Origin of the sequence: Paractinoplanes ovalisporus, assembly GCF_016834655.1 — a bacterium.
In the GTDB taxonomy this organism is placed as follows: Bacteria; Actinomycetota; Actinomycetes; order Mycobacteriales; family Micromonosporaceae; genus Actinoplanes; species Actinoplanes ovalisporus.
In genome coordinates this window covers 16,482-34,054 of the sequence record NZ_JAENHP010000033.1, presented here as the reverse complement: position 1 = coordinate 34,054, position 17,573 = coordinate 16,482, and the positions used below count along the sequence as shown (strand labels likewise).

At 70.1% G+C, this 17,573-nt stretch carries 17 protein-coding genes; 9 read left to right on the top strand and 8 right to left on the bottom strand.

The annotated features are described in order from the left end of the window. Complete coding sequence (locus tag JIG36_RS47765; RefSeq protein ID WP_307873207.1) at positions 1-999, bottom strand: LacI family DNA-binding transcriptional regulator; 999 nt, start codon at positions 997-999, stop codon at positions 1-3. A 205-nt stretch (positions 1,000-1,204) separates the two neighbouring features. Between JIG36_RS47765 and JIG36_RS47760 the strand changes: the two genes are divergently transcribed. The 4 genes from JIG36_RS47760 to JIG36_RS47745 all read left to right on the top strand — a co-directional run bounded on the left by JIG36_RS47760 (position 1,205) and on the right by JIG36_RS47745 (position 3,545). Continuing rightward, on the top strand, positions 1,205-2,167 hold the full coding sequence (locus JIG36_RS47760; RefSeq protein ID WP_203383576.1) for a glycoside hydrolase family protein: 963 nt from the start codon (positions 1,205-1,207) through the stop codon (positions 2,165-2,167). A gap of 31 nt (positions 2,168-2,198) precedes the next feature. Then, positions 2,199-2,681: a hypothetical protein gene (locus JIG36_RS47755; protein ID WP_203383575.1), complete on the top strand. Its 483-nt coding sequence runs from the start codon at positions 2,199-2,201 to the stop codon at positions 2,679-2,681. 31 nt (positions 2,682-2,712) lie between these two features. Then, on the top strand, positions 2,713-3,237 hold the full coding sequence (locus JIG36_RS47750; RefSeq protein ID WP_203383574.1) for a hypothetical protein: 525 nt from the start codon (positions 2,713-2,715) through the stop codon (positions 3,235-3,237). A gap of 98 nt (positions 3,238-3,335) precedes the next feature. After that, a complete protein-coding gene (locus JIG36_RS47745; RefSeq protein WP_203383573.1) occupies positions 3,336-3,545 on the top strand; it encodes a hypothetical protein in 210 nt (69 codons plus the stop codon). A gap of 162 nt (positions 3,546-3,707) precedes the next feature. Here the strand turns inward: JIG36_RS47745 and JIG36_RS47740 are convergent, their stop codons facing one another. From JIG36_RS47740 to JIG36_RS54550, 4 genes are read right to left on the bottom strand one after another with little or no spacing between them, the layout of a single operon-like run. Next, a complete protein-coding gene (locus JIG36_RS47740) occupies positions 3,708-7,469 on the bottom strand; it encodes an FtsK/SpoIIIE domain-containing protein (protein ID WP_203383572.1) in 3,762 nt (1,253 codons plus the stop codon). Beyond that, complete coding sequence (locus JIG36_RS47735) at positions 7,469-8,440, bottom strand: WXG100 family type VII secretion target (RefSeq protein WP_203383571.1); 972 nt, start codon at positions 8,438-8,440, stop codon at positions 7,469-7,471. Before JIG36_RS47735 ends, JIG36_RS47740 begins: the two co-directional genes overlap by 1 nt. A gap of 7 nt (positions 8,441-8,447) precedes the next feature. Continuing rightward, positions 8,448-8,747: a hypothetical protein gene (locus tag JIG36_RS47730; protein WP_203383570.1), complete on the bottom strand. Its 300-nt coding sequence runs from the start codon at positions 8,745-8,747 to the stop codon at positions 8,448-8,450. Next, positions 8,744-9,385, bottom strand: a complete 642-nt coding sequence (locus tag JIG36_RS54550; protein WP_203383569.1) for a WXG100 family type VII secretion target — start codon at positions 9,383-9,385, stop codon at positions 8,744-8,746. Before JIG36_RS54550 ends, JIG36_RS47730 begins: the two co-directional genes overlap by 4 nt. An 81-nt stretch (positions 9,386-9,466) precedes the next feature. Between JIG36_RS54550 and JIG36_RS53745 the strand changes: the two genes are divergently transcribed. Genes JIG36_RS53745 through JIG36_RS47705 form a run of 4 tightly spaced genes read left to right on the top strand, consistent with a single transcriptional unit; the run spans position 9,467 to position 13,704 of the window. Further along, on the top strand, positions 9,467-10,219 hold the full coding sequence (locus tag JIG36_RS53745; RefSeq protein ID WP_203383568.1) for a vWA domain-containing protein: 753 nt from the start codon (positions 9,467-9,469) through the stop codon (positions 10,217-10,219). A gap of 28 nt (positions 10,220-10,247) precedes the next feature. Next, positions 10,248-11,198: a protein phosphatase 2C domain-containing protein gene (locus JIG36_RS47715; RefSeq protein ID WP_203383567.1), complete on the top strand. Its 951-nt coding sequence runs from the start codon at positions 10,248-10,250 to the stop codon at positions 11,196-11,198. Continuing rightward, positions 11,195-12,781, top strand: a complete 1,587-nt coding sequence (locus JIG36_RS47710) for a protein kinase family protein (RefSeq protein ID WP_203383566.1) — start codon at positions 11,195-11,197, stop codon at positions 12,779-12,781. The genes JIG36_RS47715 and JIG36_RS47710 overlap by 4 nt, the downstream gene beginning before the upstream one ends. Before the next feature lie 32 nt (positions 12,782-12,813). Then, positions 12,814-13,704, top strand: a complete 891-nt coding sequence (locus tag JIG36_RS47705; RefSeq protein ID WP_203383565.1) for an aminoglycoside phosphotransferase family protein — start codon at positions 12,814-12,816, stop codon at positions 13,702-13,704. Here the strand turns inward: JIG36_RS47705 and JIG36_RS47700 are convergent. Both JIG36_RS47700 and JIG36_RS47695 read right to left on the bottom strand, forming a co-directional pair. Then, a complete protein-coding gene (locus JIG36_RS47700; RefSeq protein ID WP_203383564.1) occupies positions 13,701-14,846 on the bottom strand; it encodes an MFS transporter in 1,146 nt (381 codons plus the stop codon). The two genes, JIG36_RS47705 and JIG36_RS47700, sit on opposite strands and share 4 nt — an antisense overlap. Positions 14,847-14,873: 27 nt before the next feature. After that, the gene (locus JIG36_RS47695) at positions 14,874-16,223 is read right to left on the bottom strand and encodes a stress response protein (RefSeq protein ID WP_203383563.1); all 1,350 of its coding nucleotides are present in this window, start codon (positions 16,221-16,223) and stop codon (positions 14,874-14,876) included. A 294-nt stretch (positions 16,224-16,517) separates the two neighbouring features. Here JIG36_RS47695 and JIG36_RS47690 point away from each other — a divergent pair, with 294 nt between their 5' ends. Next, entirely contained in the window at positions 16,518-16,886 is a 369-nt protein-coding gene (locus JIG36_RS47690) for a VOC family protein (RefSeq protein ID WP_307873206.1), read from the top strand. A 21-nt stretch (positions 16,887-16,907) separates the two neighbouring features. On the opposite strand, the gene JIG36_RS47685 is transcribed toward JIG36_RS47690, so the two are convergent. Beyond that, entirely contained in the window at positions 16,908-17,483 is a 576-nt protein-coding gene (locus JIG36_RS47685) for a class I SAM-dependent methyltransferase (RefSeq protein WP_203383562.1), read from the bottom strand. Positions 17,484-17,573: the final 90 nt, after the last annotated feature.

Below are 17,573 nucleotides of genomic sequence, written 5' to 3'. Positions count from 1 at the left end.
TCACGCACGGGCCACCGCCAGCGTCGCGCCGGTCACGGGTTCGCAGGAGAGCAGCCGCTGGGTCTCGCCGGCGGTGCCGTCGAGGATCGCCGAGAGCACCTCGACCGCCTGCCAGCCCATCTCACGCCGGGGAATGCGGTAACCACTGAAGTCGAGATCGGTGCTGGCCGGGCGGGTCGGGTCACCGAGAGCCACGAACGACAGATCCTCCGGTACGCGGAGACCCCGTTCCGTGGCCTCGTCGGCGAGCGCGGCGCCGTCGGCGAACTCCTCCACGAAGATCGCCGTACAACCGGCTTTCAACGCTCGGCCGAGGACCAGTTTGTCCATTTTGAAGTGCAAGCCGGTGATGCCAGCCTCCTGGGTTGCTGTGGTGAAGCCGCGGAAACGGTCGGCGTGCGACTCGGGGCCACTGCCTTCCCCGACGTACGCGATCGTCCGGTGACCGAGCTCGGCGGCCCGCCGGACCTGGGCCGCGGTGGCCGTCGGGTAGTCGGCGCCGACGTAGGGAACCGGGCCCCCGGCGTCGTCGCGGCGGCCGACGCTGACGAACGGCTGACCCTCCGCGATCAGCCGGGCCAGTTCCTCGGGGTCGAGCCAGCGGCCGAGCAGCACACAGCCGTCGGCCAGCCGCAGCCGGTTGTCCTGCGAGAAGATGCGCCGGCGGCCGTCGATGACCGGCGCGCTGGTGAACAGCAGCAGATCACAGCCGATGCGTTCGGCGCACTCCTCGATGCCGACGAGGAACGGGTGGTAGAAGTCGCCGAGGCCGGCCGGGAACACCGGCTCGTAGGTGAAGACGCCGAGGAAGCGGTTGCGCTGGGCGGCCAGGCGGCGGGCGATCGGGTCGGCCACATAGCCCGTACGGCGGATGGCCGCGAGCACCCTCTCCCGGGTCTCGGGGGCGATGCGGACGGCGGCGTCGTCCCGCTCGTTGAGCACGATCGACACGGTCGTCTGGCTGACGCCGGTCATGCGGGCGATGTCCTGCTGCGTCACCCGTCTGTTGCTGGATGGCACGTCGGAGTCTCCTCTGTTACGCCGCTAATACGCATTAACAAACGTGGACCGATCGTCGGCCACCCGCGCCGCGGTCGTCAAGGAAATGCCTGCACTAATACCTATTAGCGCCTTGACCGGTGTTGTTAACGGTAGTGAAACTTCACGGCATCCCCCGCTGCTTCGTCGTTTGGAGGCCATCCCCATGGATCGACGTTCACTGCTCCGAGGCGCCGCCGGTTTGGCGGGATTTGCCGGCCTTGGCGCTGTCCCCACCGCGGCCCAGGCGGCCGGACCGGCCGGCATGCCCACCTACCGCTATCTGCGTGACGCGCTCAAACTGCCGCTGAGCTACAACCCGACCGGGGAGTTCATCTTCCCGTGCATCCGCGGCGTCTACGACAAGGTCAGCGGCGCCCGCAGCCGTTACTACCTGTACTACGCGCCGCACGAGAAGCCGGGCGGCATCTGCGTCGCCGGGGCCAACTCGCTCGACGGGCCGTTCTCCGAATACTCGAACAACCCCGTGATCGACAACGTGCTGCCCAGCACCACCGTCTCGCACGTGTCGTCCCCGCACGTGACCTGGGACGCGGCCACCCGGCAGTTCTTCCTCTACTTCCACGGCGAGAACACCACGACCCGGGTGGCGCGCTCGTCGGACGGGCTGACCTTCCGGGACGAGACCCCGATCTTGAGCACGCGGCTGGTGCCCGGGCTCACCGAGACCTCGTACGCGCGGGTGTTCGAGCACGTGATCCCCGGGCGCGGCAACAAGTACACGATGGTCTACATGGGCGTGCTCGCCGGCAAGCGACGCATCTATCACGGCTGGTCGCCGAACGGCTGGGACGGCTGGCAGTTCGCCCAGTCGCCGCTGGTGAACCCCGAGCCGGACGGCCTGACCGACATCTCGGGCGCGTCGCTGGTGTTCCGCAACGGCACGGTCTACGTCGCGTACCACGGCAACGACGGCAAGATGCGGATCACCGAGGTCGGCCCGTCGTTCGACCGCGAGAACCATCTGGGCGTCTTCTACTCCCCCGTGGCCTCGGACAACGGCCGCGCGGCGGCGCCCTCGTTCGGCACCGACGGCGGGACGCAGTACATGTTCTATGAGGCCGGGCCGCGTCTGAGCGCCCGTATCTGCATCGCCCGAGCCGTCTGACGGGGTTGCCGGGCGGGGTTACGGTCGGGTGGTGACTGCGGCGACGTACGCGCGCATCTTCGGCCGGGCCGCCCAGCGTGCGGTCATGAGCGGCGCGTGGGTGGCCACCCTCGAACTGCCTCCCGCCCAGCGCCGCACGGTCCGAGCCGCCATGATCGCCGCGGCGGCCACCGCCAGCATCGCCTCGTCGGGCGGCGCCTACCGGGCCGCTCTCTCCTCCGGTCCGTCGCCCTCCTCCGGCCCGCCGCCCGCCTCAGCACCGGTGGATGGCGGGCCGGTCGACCGGCAGCGGGCCGTCTTCGGCGCCACCGCGACGGCCCTGGTCGTGACCGCGATCGTCGTTCAGCGCCGGCTCGAGAAACGCTGGCTGGACACCCTGACCCGCAAAGGCCACCCCCATCCCGTACGCGGTCTCGCCCTGCGCGCGGCGGCCACCGACTTCGCCGGTAGCGTGGCCGCCCAGTTCGCCACCCGGCACTGGATCACGCCGGCCGCCGCCCGTCGCGCTGCCTGATCTTGTTGCCCCGCGGCGATACCGTCGGGTGATGGCTTCCGTTTCTTACCCGCGCGCTCTGGCCATGGCTGCTCTCCAGGCGGCCCTGAGCGGCACCTGGATCGCCGCCGGTGAGCTCTCCCCGGTCCGGCGACGGCTGGCCCGGGCCGGTTCGGTCGTCACCGTCGCCGCGATCGGTTACATCGTGTCGCCGCCGGCCGACCGGTCCGCCGAGTCCCCGGTCTCGCTGCGCCTGGTGGCCCCCAGCGCCGAACACTCGCTCGGCATCGCGGCCCCCGACCTCGACGGCACTTCACCCGAAGCGGCCTCCCCCCAGGAGGAACAGCCCGAGGCCGAGGTCTCGATCGACAAGCGCAAGGCTCTGACCGGCGCGGTCGTCATCGCCCTCTCGGCCGCCGCCATCGTCGGCCGGCGCAAGCTGGAGAAGCGCTGGCTGACCCGCCTCACCCGGAACGGCCACGCCCACCCGACACGCGCCCTGGCCGTCCGCATGGCCGCGGTCGAGTTCGCTGGTCAGTTCGCCCTCCAGATGGCCGACCGCCGCAAGCCGACCTGACCGCTCCCGGCCGGGTGCGTTATCGGGACAGGTTCTGCGCATCGGCCTCCGCTTATCGCCCGATGGGTGCGTGTCACCGTCGCGGGCAGACTGGTTCCATGACGGAATCCCGGCGGCCCTGGTGGCACATGGCGGGCTCGGCCAAGCAGGGGTTCGTTCTCGGGGCATTCTGGGGCTTCCTGGCCGTCGCACAGTTCATCGTGCTCGGGGCCGGCGACGGCGGGTGGCTCAGCATCGTGCTCGGCACAGGAGCGGCGGTGCTCTCGGCCACCTACCTGGCAACGGCGCTCGCCCTGCGCCGGCGCTGACCCCGGGGAGAAGCGTGGAGTTCGACTTCGAGCAGTACGCACGGCGGGTCTCCGAGGGGCCCTGTTTTGTGTGCGCCACCGTCGACGGGCATCCCGACTACCCGCATCACGTCGTTCCACGCCCTGATGGCCGAGAACGGCGTCCTCGAGGTCACCGACGAATCACAGGCCGCCCTCGCCCGGCGGATCCGTGGGCTCGTCGGGTGACGGAGGGCCCAGGGTCCCGATCAGCGCGTCGGGGCGGCCGGGCCGGATCAGCTGGGCGACGCCGGGCGCGAGCGGGCGACCGCGGAGGTTACCGGGCAACGGCTCGGTGCGCGCGGCGACCGAGAAGTGCAGCCGCCAGGCCGACGCCTCCAGCATCCGCCTGATCAGCGGGTCGTGGATCCGGCTCAGCGCGTTGGTGGCGGTCTGGTTCACCACGAACGCGGCTCCCACCTGCTCCGCGGCCAAGGCATAAGCCGAGAGGTCGGCCAGTGTGCCGGGCAGGCCGGGCGGGCTCATTGCCTGCACGAGTTCGTAGTCGTCGACCACCACCAGCAGCGGCCGGTCGCCCGTCCGGAGTCCGTCGGCCATGCGCGCCGCTAAAAGCCCGTGCAGCACGCCGACCATCTCGGTGAGCTCGCCGATCGACCGGGCCGTACCGCAGGCGCCGGACAGCCGGCCCCGGAAATCCACCACGTAGGCGTCGGCGCCGGCGAGCATCCGGGCCAGGGTCGCCGTACGGCCGGACTCGGCGTCACCGTAGATGAGCAGGTGCCCATCGCGACCGGGCCGGAACGGGACCGGCCGGAAGCCGGACTCGTGGACACCGACCAGGATGCCGCCGGCCGCGACCGTCTCCCCAGCAGCGCGGAATTCGTCCGCTGTCAGGTCGTCGAGCAGGCGCAGGGACTGTGCCGGTTCCGTGGAGGACGCGTCGGTGATCGCCGCGACGACGTCGGCCAGGTCGCCGGGCGACGGTGACTCGGCGCCGAGGCAGGGCGCGGCGATCTGCAGCTGCCGGCCGTCGGAGCCCAGCGCCCGCCCGGGGCCGGCTGAGGTCAGGGCGGCCCCGCGCGCCCGGCCGAGCATGGAGTCGGTGGCCTCGTTCAGGCGCAGTTCGAACCGTACGCCGATCTGTTCCAGCTTGCGGGTGCTGACGTCGGTCCACCGGGCGGTGGTCAGATGCAGGTGCAGCCCGAAGCTGGCACCCTCGATCAGCAGCCGCTCGATCACCGCTTCGTGGCCGGGGTACCGCTCCTTGAACGCGGCATAGTTGTCGATCATCAGCACGGTGTGGGCCTGCGTCTCCTCGTCGGCCGTCTGTTCGGCCAGCCGGCGTTGCGCGGGCATGCCGGTCACGTGGTCCCGGCGGAACCGCACCGCCCGGTCGTCGAGCAGCGTCGAGATCTCGGCGAGGATCCGGCCGACCCGCTGTGGCTCCTGCGGGGTGGCGTAGGCGCCGACGTTCGGCAGGCCTGCGGCGGCCGCCAGCCGGCCGCCGCCGAAGTCCAGGACGTAGAACCGCAGCAGGAACGCCGGGAAGCGGCGGGCCGCCTGCACGAGTTCGGTCGCCATGGCCGAGCTCTTGCCGGTCTGCGGCGCACCCACCACGGCGAGGTGGCCGCCGCGCTGGGCGACGTCGACGACGACCGGGTCCTGCCGGCGCCGGGAGGGGTCGTCGAGCAGCCCCACCACGAAAGGGAGGCCGTCGCCCACCGGAACGGCCGGGTGGTCGAGCCGCGGATCGTCGAGGGCAAGGATTTCGGCCCGGCCCGGGTCGGGCAACGGCGGCAGCCAGAGCGGCGGCACCGGCGGCACGTCACGCAGCCGCTCCACCACCAGGCCGAGGTCGGCGGCGAACGACACCCGCGAACCTTTGAACCGCCGCAGGGTGCCGGCCGCGCGGTGGAAGCCGTGTCCCGGCAGCGGCGGCAGCTCGGCCGCCACCTTGGACCCGATCGTCGCGATGCTCTCCTCCGGGGTGAAGGTGCGCAACGCGATCCGGTAGCTCAGGTAGCTCTCGAGGCCGCGGATGCGCCCGGCTTCGAGCCGTTGGCCGGCCAGCAGCAGATGTACGCCGAGGCTGCGGCCTTGGCGCCCGACCGACAGCAACAGGTCGAGAAAGCCCGGATCCGTCTCCAGCAGCTCGGCGAACTCGTCGATGACCAGCAGAAGGTAGGGCATCGCGGGCAGGCTCGGATCGCGGTCGCGCAACTCCCGGTAGTCCCCGATGCTCTGCAGGTCACGCCCGTGGCCGGCCAGCAGACGTTGCCGGGCCAGCAGTTCGCCGCTCAGTGAGCTGCGCATCCGCGCGATCAGGGTGGGGTCGTCGAGGATGTTGGTGATCAGCCCGGCCGCGTGCGGCAGCTCGGCCAGCAACTCGAACGCGGCGCCACCCTTGAAGTCCACGAAGGCGATCTGCAGTTCGTCCGGGCGATGGGTCAGCGCCAGCGAGGTGATCAGTGAGCGCAGCAGTTCGCTCTTGCCCGAGCCGGTGGCACCGACCAGCAGCCCGTGCGGCCCGTCACCGCCGGCCGCGCTCTCCTTGAGGTCGAGGGTGAACGGTCGGCCGTCGGCCTCGACACCGACCGTGGCCGTGAGGAAGGCCGCCGGGTCCCGGCGACCCCACCGAGGGCGGACCGGCCGCTGGCCGAGCAGGTCGAGCAGCATGTCGCCGGCCGGATCACCGGCGAACGACAGGTCACTCACCAGCCTCCGCCGGCTGATGATTTCGGACACCCGCTGCGCCGTCCCGCAGTCGGCCCCGACCGCCGCGAACCGCGTGCGTGACGCCGTACTGCGTACGGGCTGCAGCACCCCCTGCCCCCGGCCGTCGACCACCAGCACCGCCGACGCCTCGGCCGGGCTGTCCCGCGCCGCCGCGGCGACGGTCAGCACGGTGAGCCCGAGCTTTCCGGCGCCGGCCAGGACGTCCCGCAGCTGGGGAACCCCGTGCAGGTCGGAGAGCGGACGGTAACCGTCGAGCACGACGACCACGTGGGCGAGACCGGCCCGGACGGTCGACCAGTCGATCTCGTCGAGCAACTGCGCGCGCGGCTCGACGAGGCGGGCCAGCGACGCCGCGAGGGTCTTGGCGTCGGTGGCGATCCTCGGCCGCCCTCCCCCGGGATCGGCCTGGTGTGCCATGTGCGGCAACGTGATGGTCCAGTCCCACTCGTGCTCGAGCTCCGGCGGCGCGGCGACCAGCAGGGAGAGCTCGTCGGGTCCGCAGCAGACGAGGGCTTCCAGCAGAATCGACCGGGCGAGGCCGGCCGCGGCGTCGCGCGGCCCTTCGATGCCGAGCACCGGATGGTTCGTCAACGACACGGCGAAAGGCGCATCCCGTACGGTGCGGGCGGCTTTTCCGGTCTTGGCCGCGCGCTCCTGCAGGTCGCCCATGATGTCGGCGTCGAGCGCGGTCACCTTGCCGACGGCCACCGTGACCCCGGACGGAACGTCCGCCACGCCGACCGCCACATCGAGGAAGTCGTCGTCGGTGAGCCGCCGTTCCCAGAGCCGCCCGTCCCCGATCCAGTCCGTCATCCGGCCGGCCGTGGGATGGCTGAACTCCAGGGCCGCCCGGATCTGGCCCTGCGCGGCCCGCACCTCGCAGTCGACGGCGTCGAGCATGGCGGTGTAGCGCTCGGCGCGGGCCATGTTGCGGCGGGCGGCGGACCGGCTGCTGCCGCGATACATGATCAGCGGGGTGGCCATGGCCCCGAGGGTGACCAGCACGCCGAGCACGATCATCTGAGGACGGCCGGAGAGGATTCCGAAGATCAGGATGGTCCCCGTGGTCAGCACCGGCAGGAACACCAGGGCGGCCTGCGGCGGCCGAGGCTGCTCCACCGTGGGCGGGGCGGGCACCTCGAAGGCGGTCACCTCGGGCAGCGCTCCGAGCCGTCGAGCCCGCCGGTGAACGGGTTCCAGATCGGTCATCAGGCTCGGCTGATGCTCTCGCCGGTCGTACCGCTCTCGTCCGCCGGTTCCGACCCGTCATCGCCCGGTTCAGGTTCCGACGCGAACCGGCGACGGGCGGCCGGCTCGGTGAGATCGGACAGTTCCGCTCCGCCCGTCGAGTAACCGATGTCCTCCTTGCCGATCGGTTTCGGCACCTTGGCCATGGCGCCGCCCGAGAGGCCGGAGAAGAGGAGGCCGCCGGGGTCGAGCCGGTGCGTGCGATAGAGCTGGACCAGCCCGTCGGTGGTGACGCTGTTGGCGGCGCCGCGGAACACGGAGGTGCTCCCCACCTTGTGGAACGGCAGGAAGACACCGATCACCGAGACCAGGGTGGCGTCCACCGGGTCGATACCGCGGAGCGGGTTGGCGTGCGGGTCCTCGATGAGGTTGCCGGCCACCGGAGTGCCCACTGTGAAGGCCGCGCTGACCGCGAACCGGGAGGCGATCGCCCGCAGGGAACCACCGGCCGCGACGAAGGCGAACCGGCTGACGGCCTGCGCGAGCTTGACGATGGTGAACGCGCGCGTGACCAGGCGCCCCGCGTTCGCGGCGGACAGCAGCGCGCTGCCGCCGAAGGTGAAGAACATCAGCCCGACACCGACGGCGACCGAGATGCCGAGCTCGATCATCAACCGGTCGTAGTCGGCCTTGAGCTGCTCGAGTTCGTCCGCGTTCCGGCGCAGACCGGCGGCGACGCCGTCCATCTCGGTGGCGAGCTCCTGGATCCCGCCCGCCACGGTCGACCATTCCGTGGCGAACGCCTGCTGCGCGACACCGGTCCAGGCGTCGCTCAGGACGTTGACCTGGAGCTGCACGGCGTCGGCGGTCTGGCGCAGGCCGGCGGCGACGGCCGACCAGGCGCCCGCGGCCGCCCGCAACTCGTTCGCGTCGAACGCCGGGAAGCCGGGCACGCCGAAGGTCTGCGGTTCGTCGCCGATCACATCCGTCATGCGGTTCCTACGATTCCAGTCGTACCGTGCTCGCGGACTCCGTCTCGGCATAGAGGCGCCCGGCGACGGAGAGCCGCGTCGACAGGCCCTCGAGAGCGGCCTCGAGCTGTTTCAGAACGTCGACGGCCGAATTCAGGGTGTCGCCATAGGACTGTGCGTGTTCGGCGCCCCCACTGACTTCCGGCGATTCCGGAGAACGGGCGCCGAGGGAGAGCGCGGCCACCTGATGAGCCACTTCCGAACCCGCTCGGGAAAACGCCGTGGATGCATTCTGCAGGGCGGCTGGATCGACCGAGAAATCGCTCATCCGAGCGAACGCTGAACGGCCGATTCGGTGCCCTCGTAACTGGCTGCGGCGGCCTGCATGGTCTGGCCGATCTGAGCCAGCGTGTCGTGCAGGGAACGGACGTTGGCGTCCCATTGTGCGTACAGCGACTGAAGTGCCGACGAAGCGGCTCCCTGCCAGGTGTCACCGAGGCCCTGGATCTGGCCGAGCAGCACCGCACGCTGGGAATCGATCTCGGAAGCGCCGGCCGAGACCTGGGCCGCGACGCCCCGGATGGCCTCGGGCGAAACAGAATACTCAGACATGAGGATCCTTTCGGATACGGCGCGCCACAGCTGCCGCCTGAGCTGGGACGTTAGCAAAACAATGCGAAATTCAGAAGACTTCTCTTTCGCCCTCGGACCGGCCATAGTTCGACTGTCCACCGCTACCCGGAAAGACTGTCCACAACGGCCGATCAAGAAGGCGCCATGGCTCAGATTCACGTGCTCGTCCTCGGCCCGGAAGGCAGATTCGCCCGCGTTTCTCTGGCCGACAACATCGCTGTCTGGAGACTCCGGAAAAAGATCAGCAGGGTGTTGGAACTGCCGCCGGACCACGATGTGACCATCCGGAAGGAGGACGGCTCCATTCTCGATCAGGGTCGTTCCTTCGGCCACGGACGGGTCCCTTCCGGCGCGCGCCTTCTCGTGGAGACGCGGGAGTCCTCCGCTTCGGGGTTACTCGGCCGGTCCCAACTGGTGGCGTATCTCCGTTCCCGGGCGAAGCCGGCCACGCCGCTCCCCCAGTCGGCCTATCGGGTGCTGCCCTGCTATCTGGCCGTGGACATCTCGGCGTCGATGTCCGGGACGTCGATCGCCCAGGTCAATCAGGAAATGCTCCAGCTGCGCGAAAAGATGCTGCGGGAACCCAGCTGGTCCGAGGTGTGCCACCTGTCCGTGGTCGTCTTCGACGAGACGGCGGCCGTGCACACCCCTCTGACCGACATCACCCGGATCACCCTTCCGAGCCTTCGCGCCGAGGGCGACGGCACCGACTACGCTCCCGCCTTCGAACTGCTCCGCCACACCATCGCAGCCGACCTCTACCAGCTCTATCTGGAGGGACGGCGCCCGTACCGACCGGTGGTCTTCTTCCTCAGCGACGGTCAGCACAACCGGCGCAACGACTGGCGACGACCGCTGCAGCGACTCACCGACCGGGTCGCCTTCCACGGCGCGCCGCACATGCTGGCCTTCGGGTTCGGCGAGGTTACGGCCGCCACCATCCAGGAGGTCGGCCTTGATGGTGCCTTCCTGCCATCGGAGGGCACGCCGGCAGCCAAGTTCGACACCTTCATGGATTTCGTGCTCAACTCGCTGACCACGTCGGTGGCGGCCGGCCGGCCCGACAGCGATGACATCTTCGAAAGACCGTCCTCGGCGCCGGAGGGATGGCAGGACTTCACCCGGTCGGAGCCGACGGGCTGGCGAGAGGTGCGGATCCCGCGATGAACTCGTCGTGTCATTCGCGGAGGCGGGGATGATCCGGCGTTCGCTCCACCGGCTGGGCCTGGGCGACCCGGACGGCCCGGGCGTGACCGGCACGCAGGCCCACGAGGGCGGTCAACGAGCGGCCCCCGGCCCGGTGAGCGAGTTCGGGCGCCCGCTGCCGGTCGTCCTGGGAGAGCCCATCACCCCGGCCCGCGAGGACGCATCCCTGAGCGTGACGTCGTGGACGACCCAGTCGCAGATCAGCGCCGACGGCGGCACCCACGGCCCGCTCACCGTACGCGCCGCCTCGGTCTGCGGGCGCAAGCACGCCAGCCACGGCGGCACCCGGGAGGACAGCTACGCCCTGGGCCGGGCCCAGGACTGTGTGGTGGTCACGGTCGCCGACGGGGTCGGCAGTTCCAGCGCTCGGTACTCGGCGGTCGGCGCCCGGATCGCCGCGGTCGAGGCCTGCCGGCTGGGCATGGAGGCGGTGGACAACAACCGGGGCATGGACGCGGCCGACCTGTGCCGCGGGGTCAGTGCGGCAATGTCGGCGAGAGCCGGCAGCTTCGTGCGCGGCGGCTGGGACGAACAGTCGCTCGCCACCACGTTGGCTATGGCGTGGGTCTGTTCCGACGGCTCCTTCACCGGTCTCCAGGTCGGCGACGGCCGGATCTACCGCCTCACGGAGGGCGGTTTCGAACCGAATGGCAGCGACCCCGACGGTCCCTACGATCGCACCGATTCGCTGCCCGGCTCCGAGAACGCCGTCCGGAAGTTCAGCGGCAGGCTACGGCCGGGGTCGGCCCTGGTGGTGGTGACCGACGGCCTGTCCGGGGCGATGGCGTCAGCCGAGGTGTCGGCCCACCTGACCCGATGCTGGGCCGGCGTGCCCACGGTCGCCGGCTTCCTGCACGACGTCTCTTTCCAGCGCCGTGGCGAAAGCGACGACCGTACGGCGGTGGGCGTGTGGTTCAAGCCCACGGCGGTCGACTGGTGACCGACTGGACCGGACCGGACGAACCACTCGACCGCAGGCACCTCCCCCCGCCCGGCCCGCAGGTCGGCAGCCCCGGCGGCAAGGGCACCGTCCGGGTCGTCGACGGATCGACCTACTACAAGGAATACCTCGAACCGATCGACGACTCGTCCAACCTGGACGAGCTGATCGCCTGGCGGCGGGCGCTGCCGGACGACGCCCGCGACTGGCTCGACGCCCGTTGCGCCTGGCCCCTGCGGCGGGTCCACACCTTCCGGCGTACGACCGGTTTTCTCATGTCGCCCGCGCCGGACGAGTTCTGGGCCGACATGCTGGGCAAGCGGCACACCGTCGAACTGCAGCACCTGGTCCACGCCACGGCGGCCGAGCGGCTCGGCCTGACCCTGCCCAACCGCCCGCGGCGGCTGCGGCTGGTGCGCGACCTGGCCGCCCTGCTCGCGTTTCTCGACGACCACGACATGGTCTATGGCGACATCAGCGAGAAGAACGTGCTGTGGACGGTGTGGGGACCGCCGCGGATCTATCTCATCGACTGCGACAACGCCCGCCCGGCCGGCCGCCCCAACCCGCACGCGGTGACCGCACGCAACGACAACTGGCGTGACCCGCTGCTGGCGCCGGGTGACCTGCCGGACGTCGACAGTGACCGGTACGCGCTGGCCGTCTTCTACTACCGCGTGTTCTACGGCGCCACCGTCTCCGTCGACCAGGCCCGCGGCAAGGTGCTGCTGCCGGACGACGCGCCGCGGCTGCCCCAGTTGGAACGGCTCCTCGCGGCCGGGGTGGGTCCCCGGCGTCCGAGGCCGACCGCCGACCAGTGGTACGAGGCGATCCGGAACGCGAGGCGGGCCGCACCGGCTCCGGTCGTACGCGATCCGGCCGCCCCGATCTCCGCCCGGCGGGCCACCGGGATGCTGCTCGCGCTGGTGGCTCTCGGCATCGCCATGGCCGTTCCGCTGATCGTCCGGGGGTCGCGCGATTCGCAGGCGACCCAGGCCCCGCCGACCAGCCGGCCGCCCGCCACGCACAGCCGCGAGCAGTCGCTGCGGGCGTGGGCCGCCGGGCCGGTGACGGTGAAGGTCGAGCACTACTACTCGTCCGTCAACGTCGACGCCGACAACCCATGGGTCCGGATCTATCTCCGCCCCTCGCTGACCAACCGGACCGGCGCCCGGCTCGACGTCCGCAACGCGTACGACAATGTAGTGCTGGTTCTGGACAAGGAACCGGAGCCGCAGTCCAAGCTGGCCGCGGTGTATCGGATTCCCGAGGCGGCCGGCGAGAAATCGCTGTACAGCCTCGGGTCCAGCGACTGCTGCAATCTCGGCGACACCGCTGTCGCCTGGAACGGCACATTCGTGGAGCCGGGCGGGACATTCAGCTCGTCAAGGCCGGACGAGAACGGCCTCGCCTTCGAACTACCCATGGTCGAGACCGCCATGAAGGCGCAATTCTCCGTCGCGCCGGGGAAGCTGCATGTGATCGGCGTGGGCTGGCTGGACGTGAACGGCCGGATGCTGGGATTCGCCCCGGTCTCGGACTGGAACACGCCGAACAGCGCCGAGGCGTTTGCGGAGCCGTGAACGATCTTGTGGGAGGGCGCTACGTTCGACGCGTGACAGCTGCCTTCCGCCCTCCTTTCGCCGCGACCGGGACATTGACGCGCAACATCGTCGAGAACTGGGGGGCGGACGGGCAGCGGTGGCTTTCCGACCTGCCCACGCTGGTCGGCGAGGTGGCAGCCGATTGGGGCGTACGGGTTCTGGAGCCCTTTCCGATGACGTTCCACTGGGTCGCGGCGGCGGTTCGGGACGACGGCACGAAAGCGGTTCTGAAGCTCGGCGTACCGGATGGGCACCTCGACAGCGAAGCGGAAGCGCTGCGGGTTTTCGACGGTGACGGCGCCGTACGGCTTCTGGCCGAGAACGCCGCGAAGGGTGCCCTTCTCATCGAGCGCGCCGACCCGGGAACACCGTTGACGGTCGCCGACGAGGCCGCTTTGGTCGACGTGGGTCACCGCCTTCACCGCGTACGGGCGGAGAACCGCAACCTGCCGCACCTGCGCAAGCTCCGCGGGGGTTTCGAGCGTTACGTCGAGGGGCCCATTCCGCGGCGGATGGTGGACCGGGCGGCCGAACTCTTCGACGATCTGTGTGACAGCGCGCCGCGCGAAACGGTTCTGCACGGGGATCTGCACCACGGCAATGTGTTGCGCGGTCACGACGGGGACTGGGTGGCGATCGACCCGCACGGATGGGTGGGCGACCCGGGATACGACGGTGGGGCGATGCTCTACAACCCGGAACCGGAACGACGCGACCCGGAACTGCTCGCGCGGGTGCCGGAACGCATCGACATGCTCACCGCGTACGAGGAAAGGGAAAGGGTCGTCGCTTGGGGCTTCGTCATGGGTGTGCTCTCCGAATTGTGGACGGTCGAGGCTTCGGGGCAGGCCCGTTCCCGTGCGCTCGACGTGGCCCGCATGCTGGAGCCACTGCTCGATTAGCGGCGTAGCACCGAAGCGCTGAGCGTCATGATGACCATCAGCCCGACAATGACGGCGAACGATACCGTCAGCGACGACAGGTGGGCGATTCCGCCGATGATTCCGGGGGCGATCAGACCGCTTCCGTACGCGATTCCGGCCACCCCGGCGATGCTGCGTCCCGGGTGTTCGCTGCTGCGCCCGGCGGCCGCGAACACGAGCGGCACCACCACCGCGATACCGATGCCGAGCAGCCCGAACCCGGTGATGACGAGCGCGACCTGATCGAGCAGCACCACCATGAGCGCGCCGGCCGTCGCGAAGGCGCCGCTGATGCGGACCGTGGTGACCGGCCCGAGTTTGCGTACGACCCAGTCCCCGCCGAACCGCGCGACGGCCATGCATACCGAGAAGATCGACACGGTGGCGGCGGCGGTCGCGGCGGGGTGGTGCAGCAGGTCACGGACATAGACGGCGGCCCAGTCGAGGCTCGCGCCCTCGGCGAAGACCGCGCACAGCCCGATCAGGCCGATCGGCAGCACGGCCTTGCTGGGCAGGGCGAACGCGGGCGGTTCCTCGAGGTTGGGCGCGGGCCGGTGCGGCATGATCCCGAGCGAGGCGACCAGCACGACGACGGCCAGCACTCCGACGGCGATCGCGAAGTGCGCCGGCGCACCCAGTCCGGCCCGCGCGGCGAAGACGGCGACGGCCGAGCCGCCCAGCCCGCCGACGCTCCACCAGCCGTGGAAGCCGGACATGACGGACCGCCCGTACCGTTCCTCGACCAGCACGGCGTGCGCGTTCATGGCCACGTCGGCGAGCCCCGCGGCCGCGCCGTAGACGACGAGCGCCAGGCAGAGCAGCCACAGCTGGGCGGGCAGCGACGGCAGCATGAGCGCGGCGACCCAGGCCAGCATCAGCACCCGCACCAGCGTCCGCAGATCGAGCCGGTGCACGAGCCGCCCCGACAACGGCATCGCCAGCAGCGCGCCGACACCCGGCATGAGCAGGGCGATCCCGAGCCCGCCGGGCCCGACCCCCACATGGTCGGCAATCCACGGCACCCTGGCCGCGAACGTCCCCGTCACGGCCCCATGGGCCGCGAAAACCGCCGACGTCGCCACCCGGGCCCGCCGCAGCCCGAACACCTCGGTACTGATCACATTCCTGACAGTAAGCGAAGCCCCCGCCTACGGCGCGCCCGCCTCCGGCCCGTCCTGCGACGAGATGGCCGTCGAAATCAGCGACGGCGGCACTGGTTCCGCCACCACCTCCTCCGGCGACCGAAGTCGCGGCGGCGCTTGCATCCACGGCTTGAGGTTCTGCAGCACCTGCTCGTAGAAATCGTCCACGGCGGTCAGAACCGAGTCGATGAAGGCCCCGCGTCCCGTCCCGCGTTTGGTTCCCGCCGTCGAGTTGGCCGCCACGCGGAACGCTTTCAGCTCCTTCGACGGGTCACCGATCAGAAGTCCCGGATTTTCCCGTACGGCTTTCAGCAGCTCGGCGTTGCCCGGACCTCGCGAGTACGCGGCGAACGACTCCAGCCGCACGTTCTCGGGGGCCTGCTTGAGCTGCCGTACCAGCCAGTTCACCCGTGTGGTCGGCCGCCCCTCCCGTGGGGCATCGACATCGACGTGGCACGTGATGCGGGCGGCCCGCACATCGGCCGTGATGAAAAGGGCGCCGACCGCTCCCGGGATCCGCAGACCCGCCATCATGGTGCCGTTCGAGGTCAGTTGGGCCACGAGCGCCTGCGTCCGGACGGCTGGTTCCGCCAGTTCGCGCCGGCTGAGTGCCGGAACGATTTCCGTGCCGAGCCGCCGTCCGAGTTTCAGCCCGGCGAACCGCACCAGCGCGTCAAATCGCCCGACCACGTCGGCCGCCGCCGCGTCGGTCGCACGAAGCGTTCCGGCGCCGACCGACTCGCGCAGCGTCACCCAGTTCGGACCCATGTCGCTGAACTCGAGGGCTCCCGATTTCGGATGCTCCAGATATCGGATCAGCTCCCCCAGCACCCAGGCCTGATCCGGATCCGCGACGCCCCGGTACTCCTTCTGCATGACCGCCGTCGTGAGCACCTCGGACCACGGCAGATGGTGAAGTGCCACTTTCTTGAGCCGACGCTTGTCCACAGCGGTGGGATGCTGCCCAGGCACCGGCGGAATCTGGTTGGAGATGGTGATGAGAGCGTCGAATCCTTGCTCGCGAGCGATGTCGAGATAGTTCTCGAGCTGTTCGGTCCTGAGCTCGTTGCCGCCCGTCTTGACCTCCACGAGCGCGGTCCATTCACGCTGCCCGCGGGATACCCGGATCAACCCGTCCGGGAAGGCTTTCCCGTCACCGAGCTTGAACGGCACTTCGATGTAGGCCTGGACATTTCCGGCCGGCGCACCCAGCGGCTGGGTCAACGCCCGGCCGAATTCCCGCACCGCGCACATCACCGCGAGAAGCGCCGAGGTGGCTCGTCGCTCCTGTTCCTCGGCGCCGTTGATGCCCGATGTGGGAATAAGTCGTGCCGCGAGCCAGGTGTCTTCGCTCATCAGTCACCCCTAGTAACGAAACGTGCACGCAGGCTACGCCGCTATCGGGTTCGCGATCGGATCGAAGAGGGCGCCGATCGGTCACGAGAATTCAACCGACTGTCCACAGAAGACATCTTGCGCCGCACGGCCCTCATATTTCGCATGACATTTGATCTTGGCGTGGCGAGAGATGAACAACTCGGCCCAAGGGGTCGCTTTCGGGTGGGGAAGTGGGTTGAATGGGGATGATCTGGAGGCTTCGGGAACGGGGGCGGGAAAGTGGCGCTTCGTAAGCGTAAGCAGTGGTGGGGTGTGACGCTCGACGCGCCGGACGGGATGGAGCTGGGACGCTTTTATTCGCGGCTTCTGGGGTGGACTTTTTATCCGGCCGACAACGGGCTCGGCGGGGCCGTGGCGCCGTCGGAGAATGCGGGGTACAACCTCGGGTTCCAGACCGAGGAGAAGTATGTGCGGCCGGTCTGGCCGGCCCAAGCGGGGCAGCCGCAGATGTCGATGCACCTCGAGATCGAGGTGGACGACCTCGAAGAAGCCGTGGCCCACGCCGTGAGTGTGGGGGCCACCGAGGCGGATTTTCAGCCCCAGGCCACCGTACGGGTGATGCTCGATCCGGCCGGCCACCCGTTCTGCCTCTACCTGGACGAAGGCGAAGCCTCTGCATAGGCGAAGGCGGCGAAACCCCGCTCAGACGAAGGTGAACAGGCGCTCGCCCGGCACAAAGGGCGACGGCGGCCGTGTCAGGCGATGCATGCCGACGCGGAAACGGGCGTCCGTGGGGGCGCAGTATGCCAGCTCCTCGAAACCGTTGGCCGCGAACTCGTCGCGTACGGGGGAATCGCCGGCCCGGGTCCAGATGACCGTGCCGCCGGGGGCCAGCAAAGAGGGCATCGCCTGGATCGTCCGGCGCGTGTCGGCGTACGGAATGTTGCCGAAAACGCCGCATGCCAGCACGATCTCGGCCGGTGCGGCCGGCGCGTAGGGGTCGGTGACACCCGCGTCGCCGGTCACCACCGTGACCCCCTCGGGCGCGGAGCCGCGGGCCCGTTCGGCCAGCACCGGATCCCACTCCACCAGCACCGCCGTCGACCCCTCGGGCAGCAGCGGCAGCACGTCGCGGCCGTCGCCGGCGCACATGCTGATCACGCGGCGGGGACGGTCGAGCAGCGGCTGCAGATAACCCCGCACCACCTCGAGCCGGCGGGCCAGCGACGACCCGGGAACCTCGTACTCCTCATGCCACTTGATCCAGTCACGAGCCACGCGCCCATGAAAGCACGAAGAGCGCCACGGTAAGCACGAAGACGCCGCGCCCCGGACGATGGGACGCGGCGCCTTCCGGAGCGGGCCAGG

Bases quoted from the DNA above. Each gene is read 5' to 3' on its own strand.
- JIG36_RS47750 (WP_203383574.1), top strand. From the start codon at position 2,713: ATGGCTTCCGTTTCTTACCCGCGCGCTCTGGCCATGGCTGCTCTCCAG.
- JIG36_RS47745 (WP_203383573.1), top strand. From the start codon at position 3,336: ATGACGGAATCCCGGCGGCCCTGGTGGCACATGGCGGGCTCGGCCAAG.
- JIG36_RS47715 (WP_203383567.1), top strand. From the start codon at position 10,248: ATGATCCGGCGTTCGCTCCACCGGCTGGGCCTGGGCGACCCGGACGGC.
- JIG36_RS47730 (WP_203383570.1), bottom strand. From the start codon at position 8,747: ATGAGCGATTTCTCGGTCGATCCAGCCGCCCTGCAGAATGCATCCACG.
- JIG36_RS47735 (WP_203383571.1), bottom strand. From the start codon at position 8,440: ATGACGGATGTGATCGGCGACGAACCGCAGACCTTCGGCGTGCCCGGC.
- JIG36_RS47695 (WP_203383563.1), bottom strand. From the start codon at position 16,223: ATGAGCGAAGACACCTGGCTCGCGGCACGACTTATTCCCACATCGGGC.
- JIG36_RS47760 (WP_203383576.1), top strand. From the start codon at position 1,205: ATGGATCGACGTTCACTGCTCCGAGGCGCCGCCGGTTTGGCGGGATTT.
- JIG36_RS47740 (WP_203383572.1), bottom strand. From the start codon at position 7,469: ATGACCGATCTGGAACCCGTTCACCGGCGGGCTCGACGGCTCGGAGCG.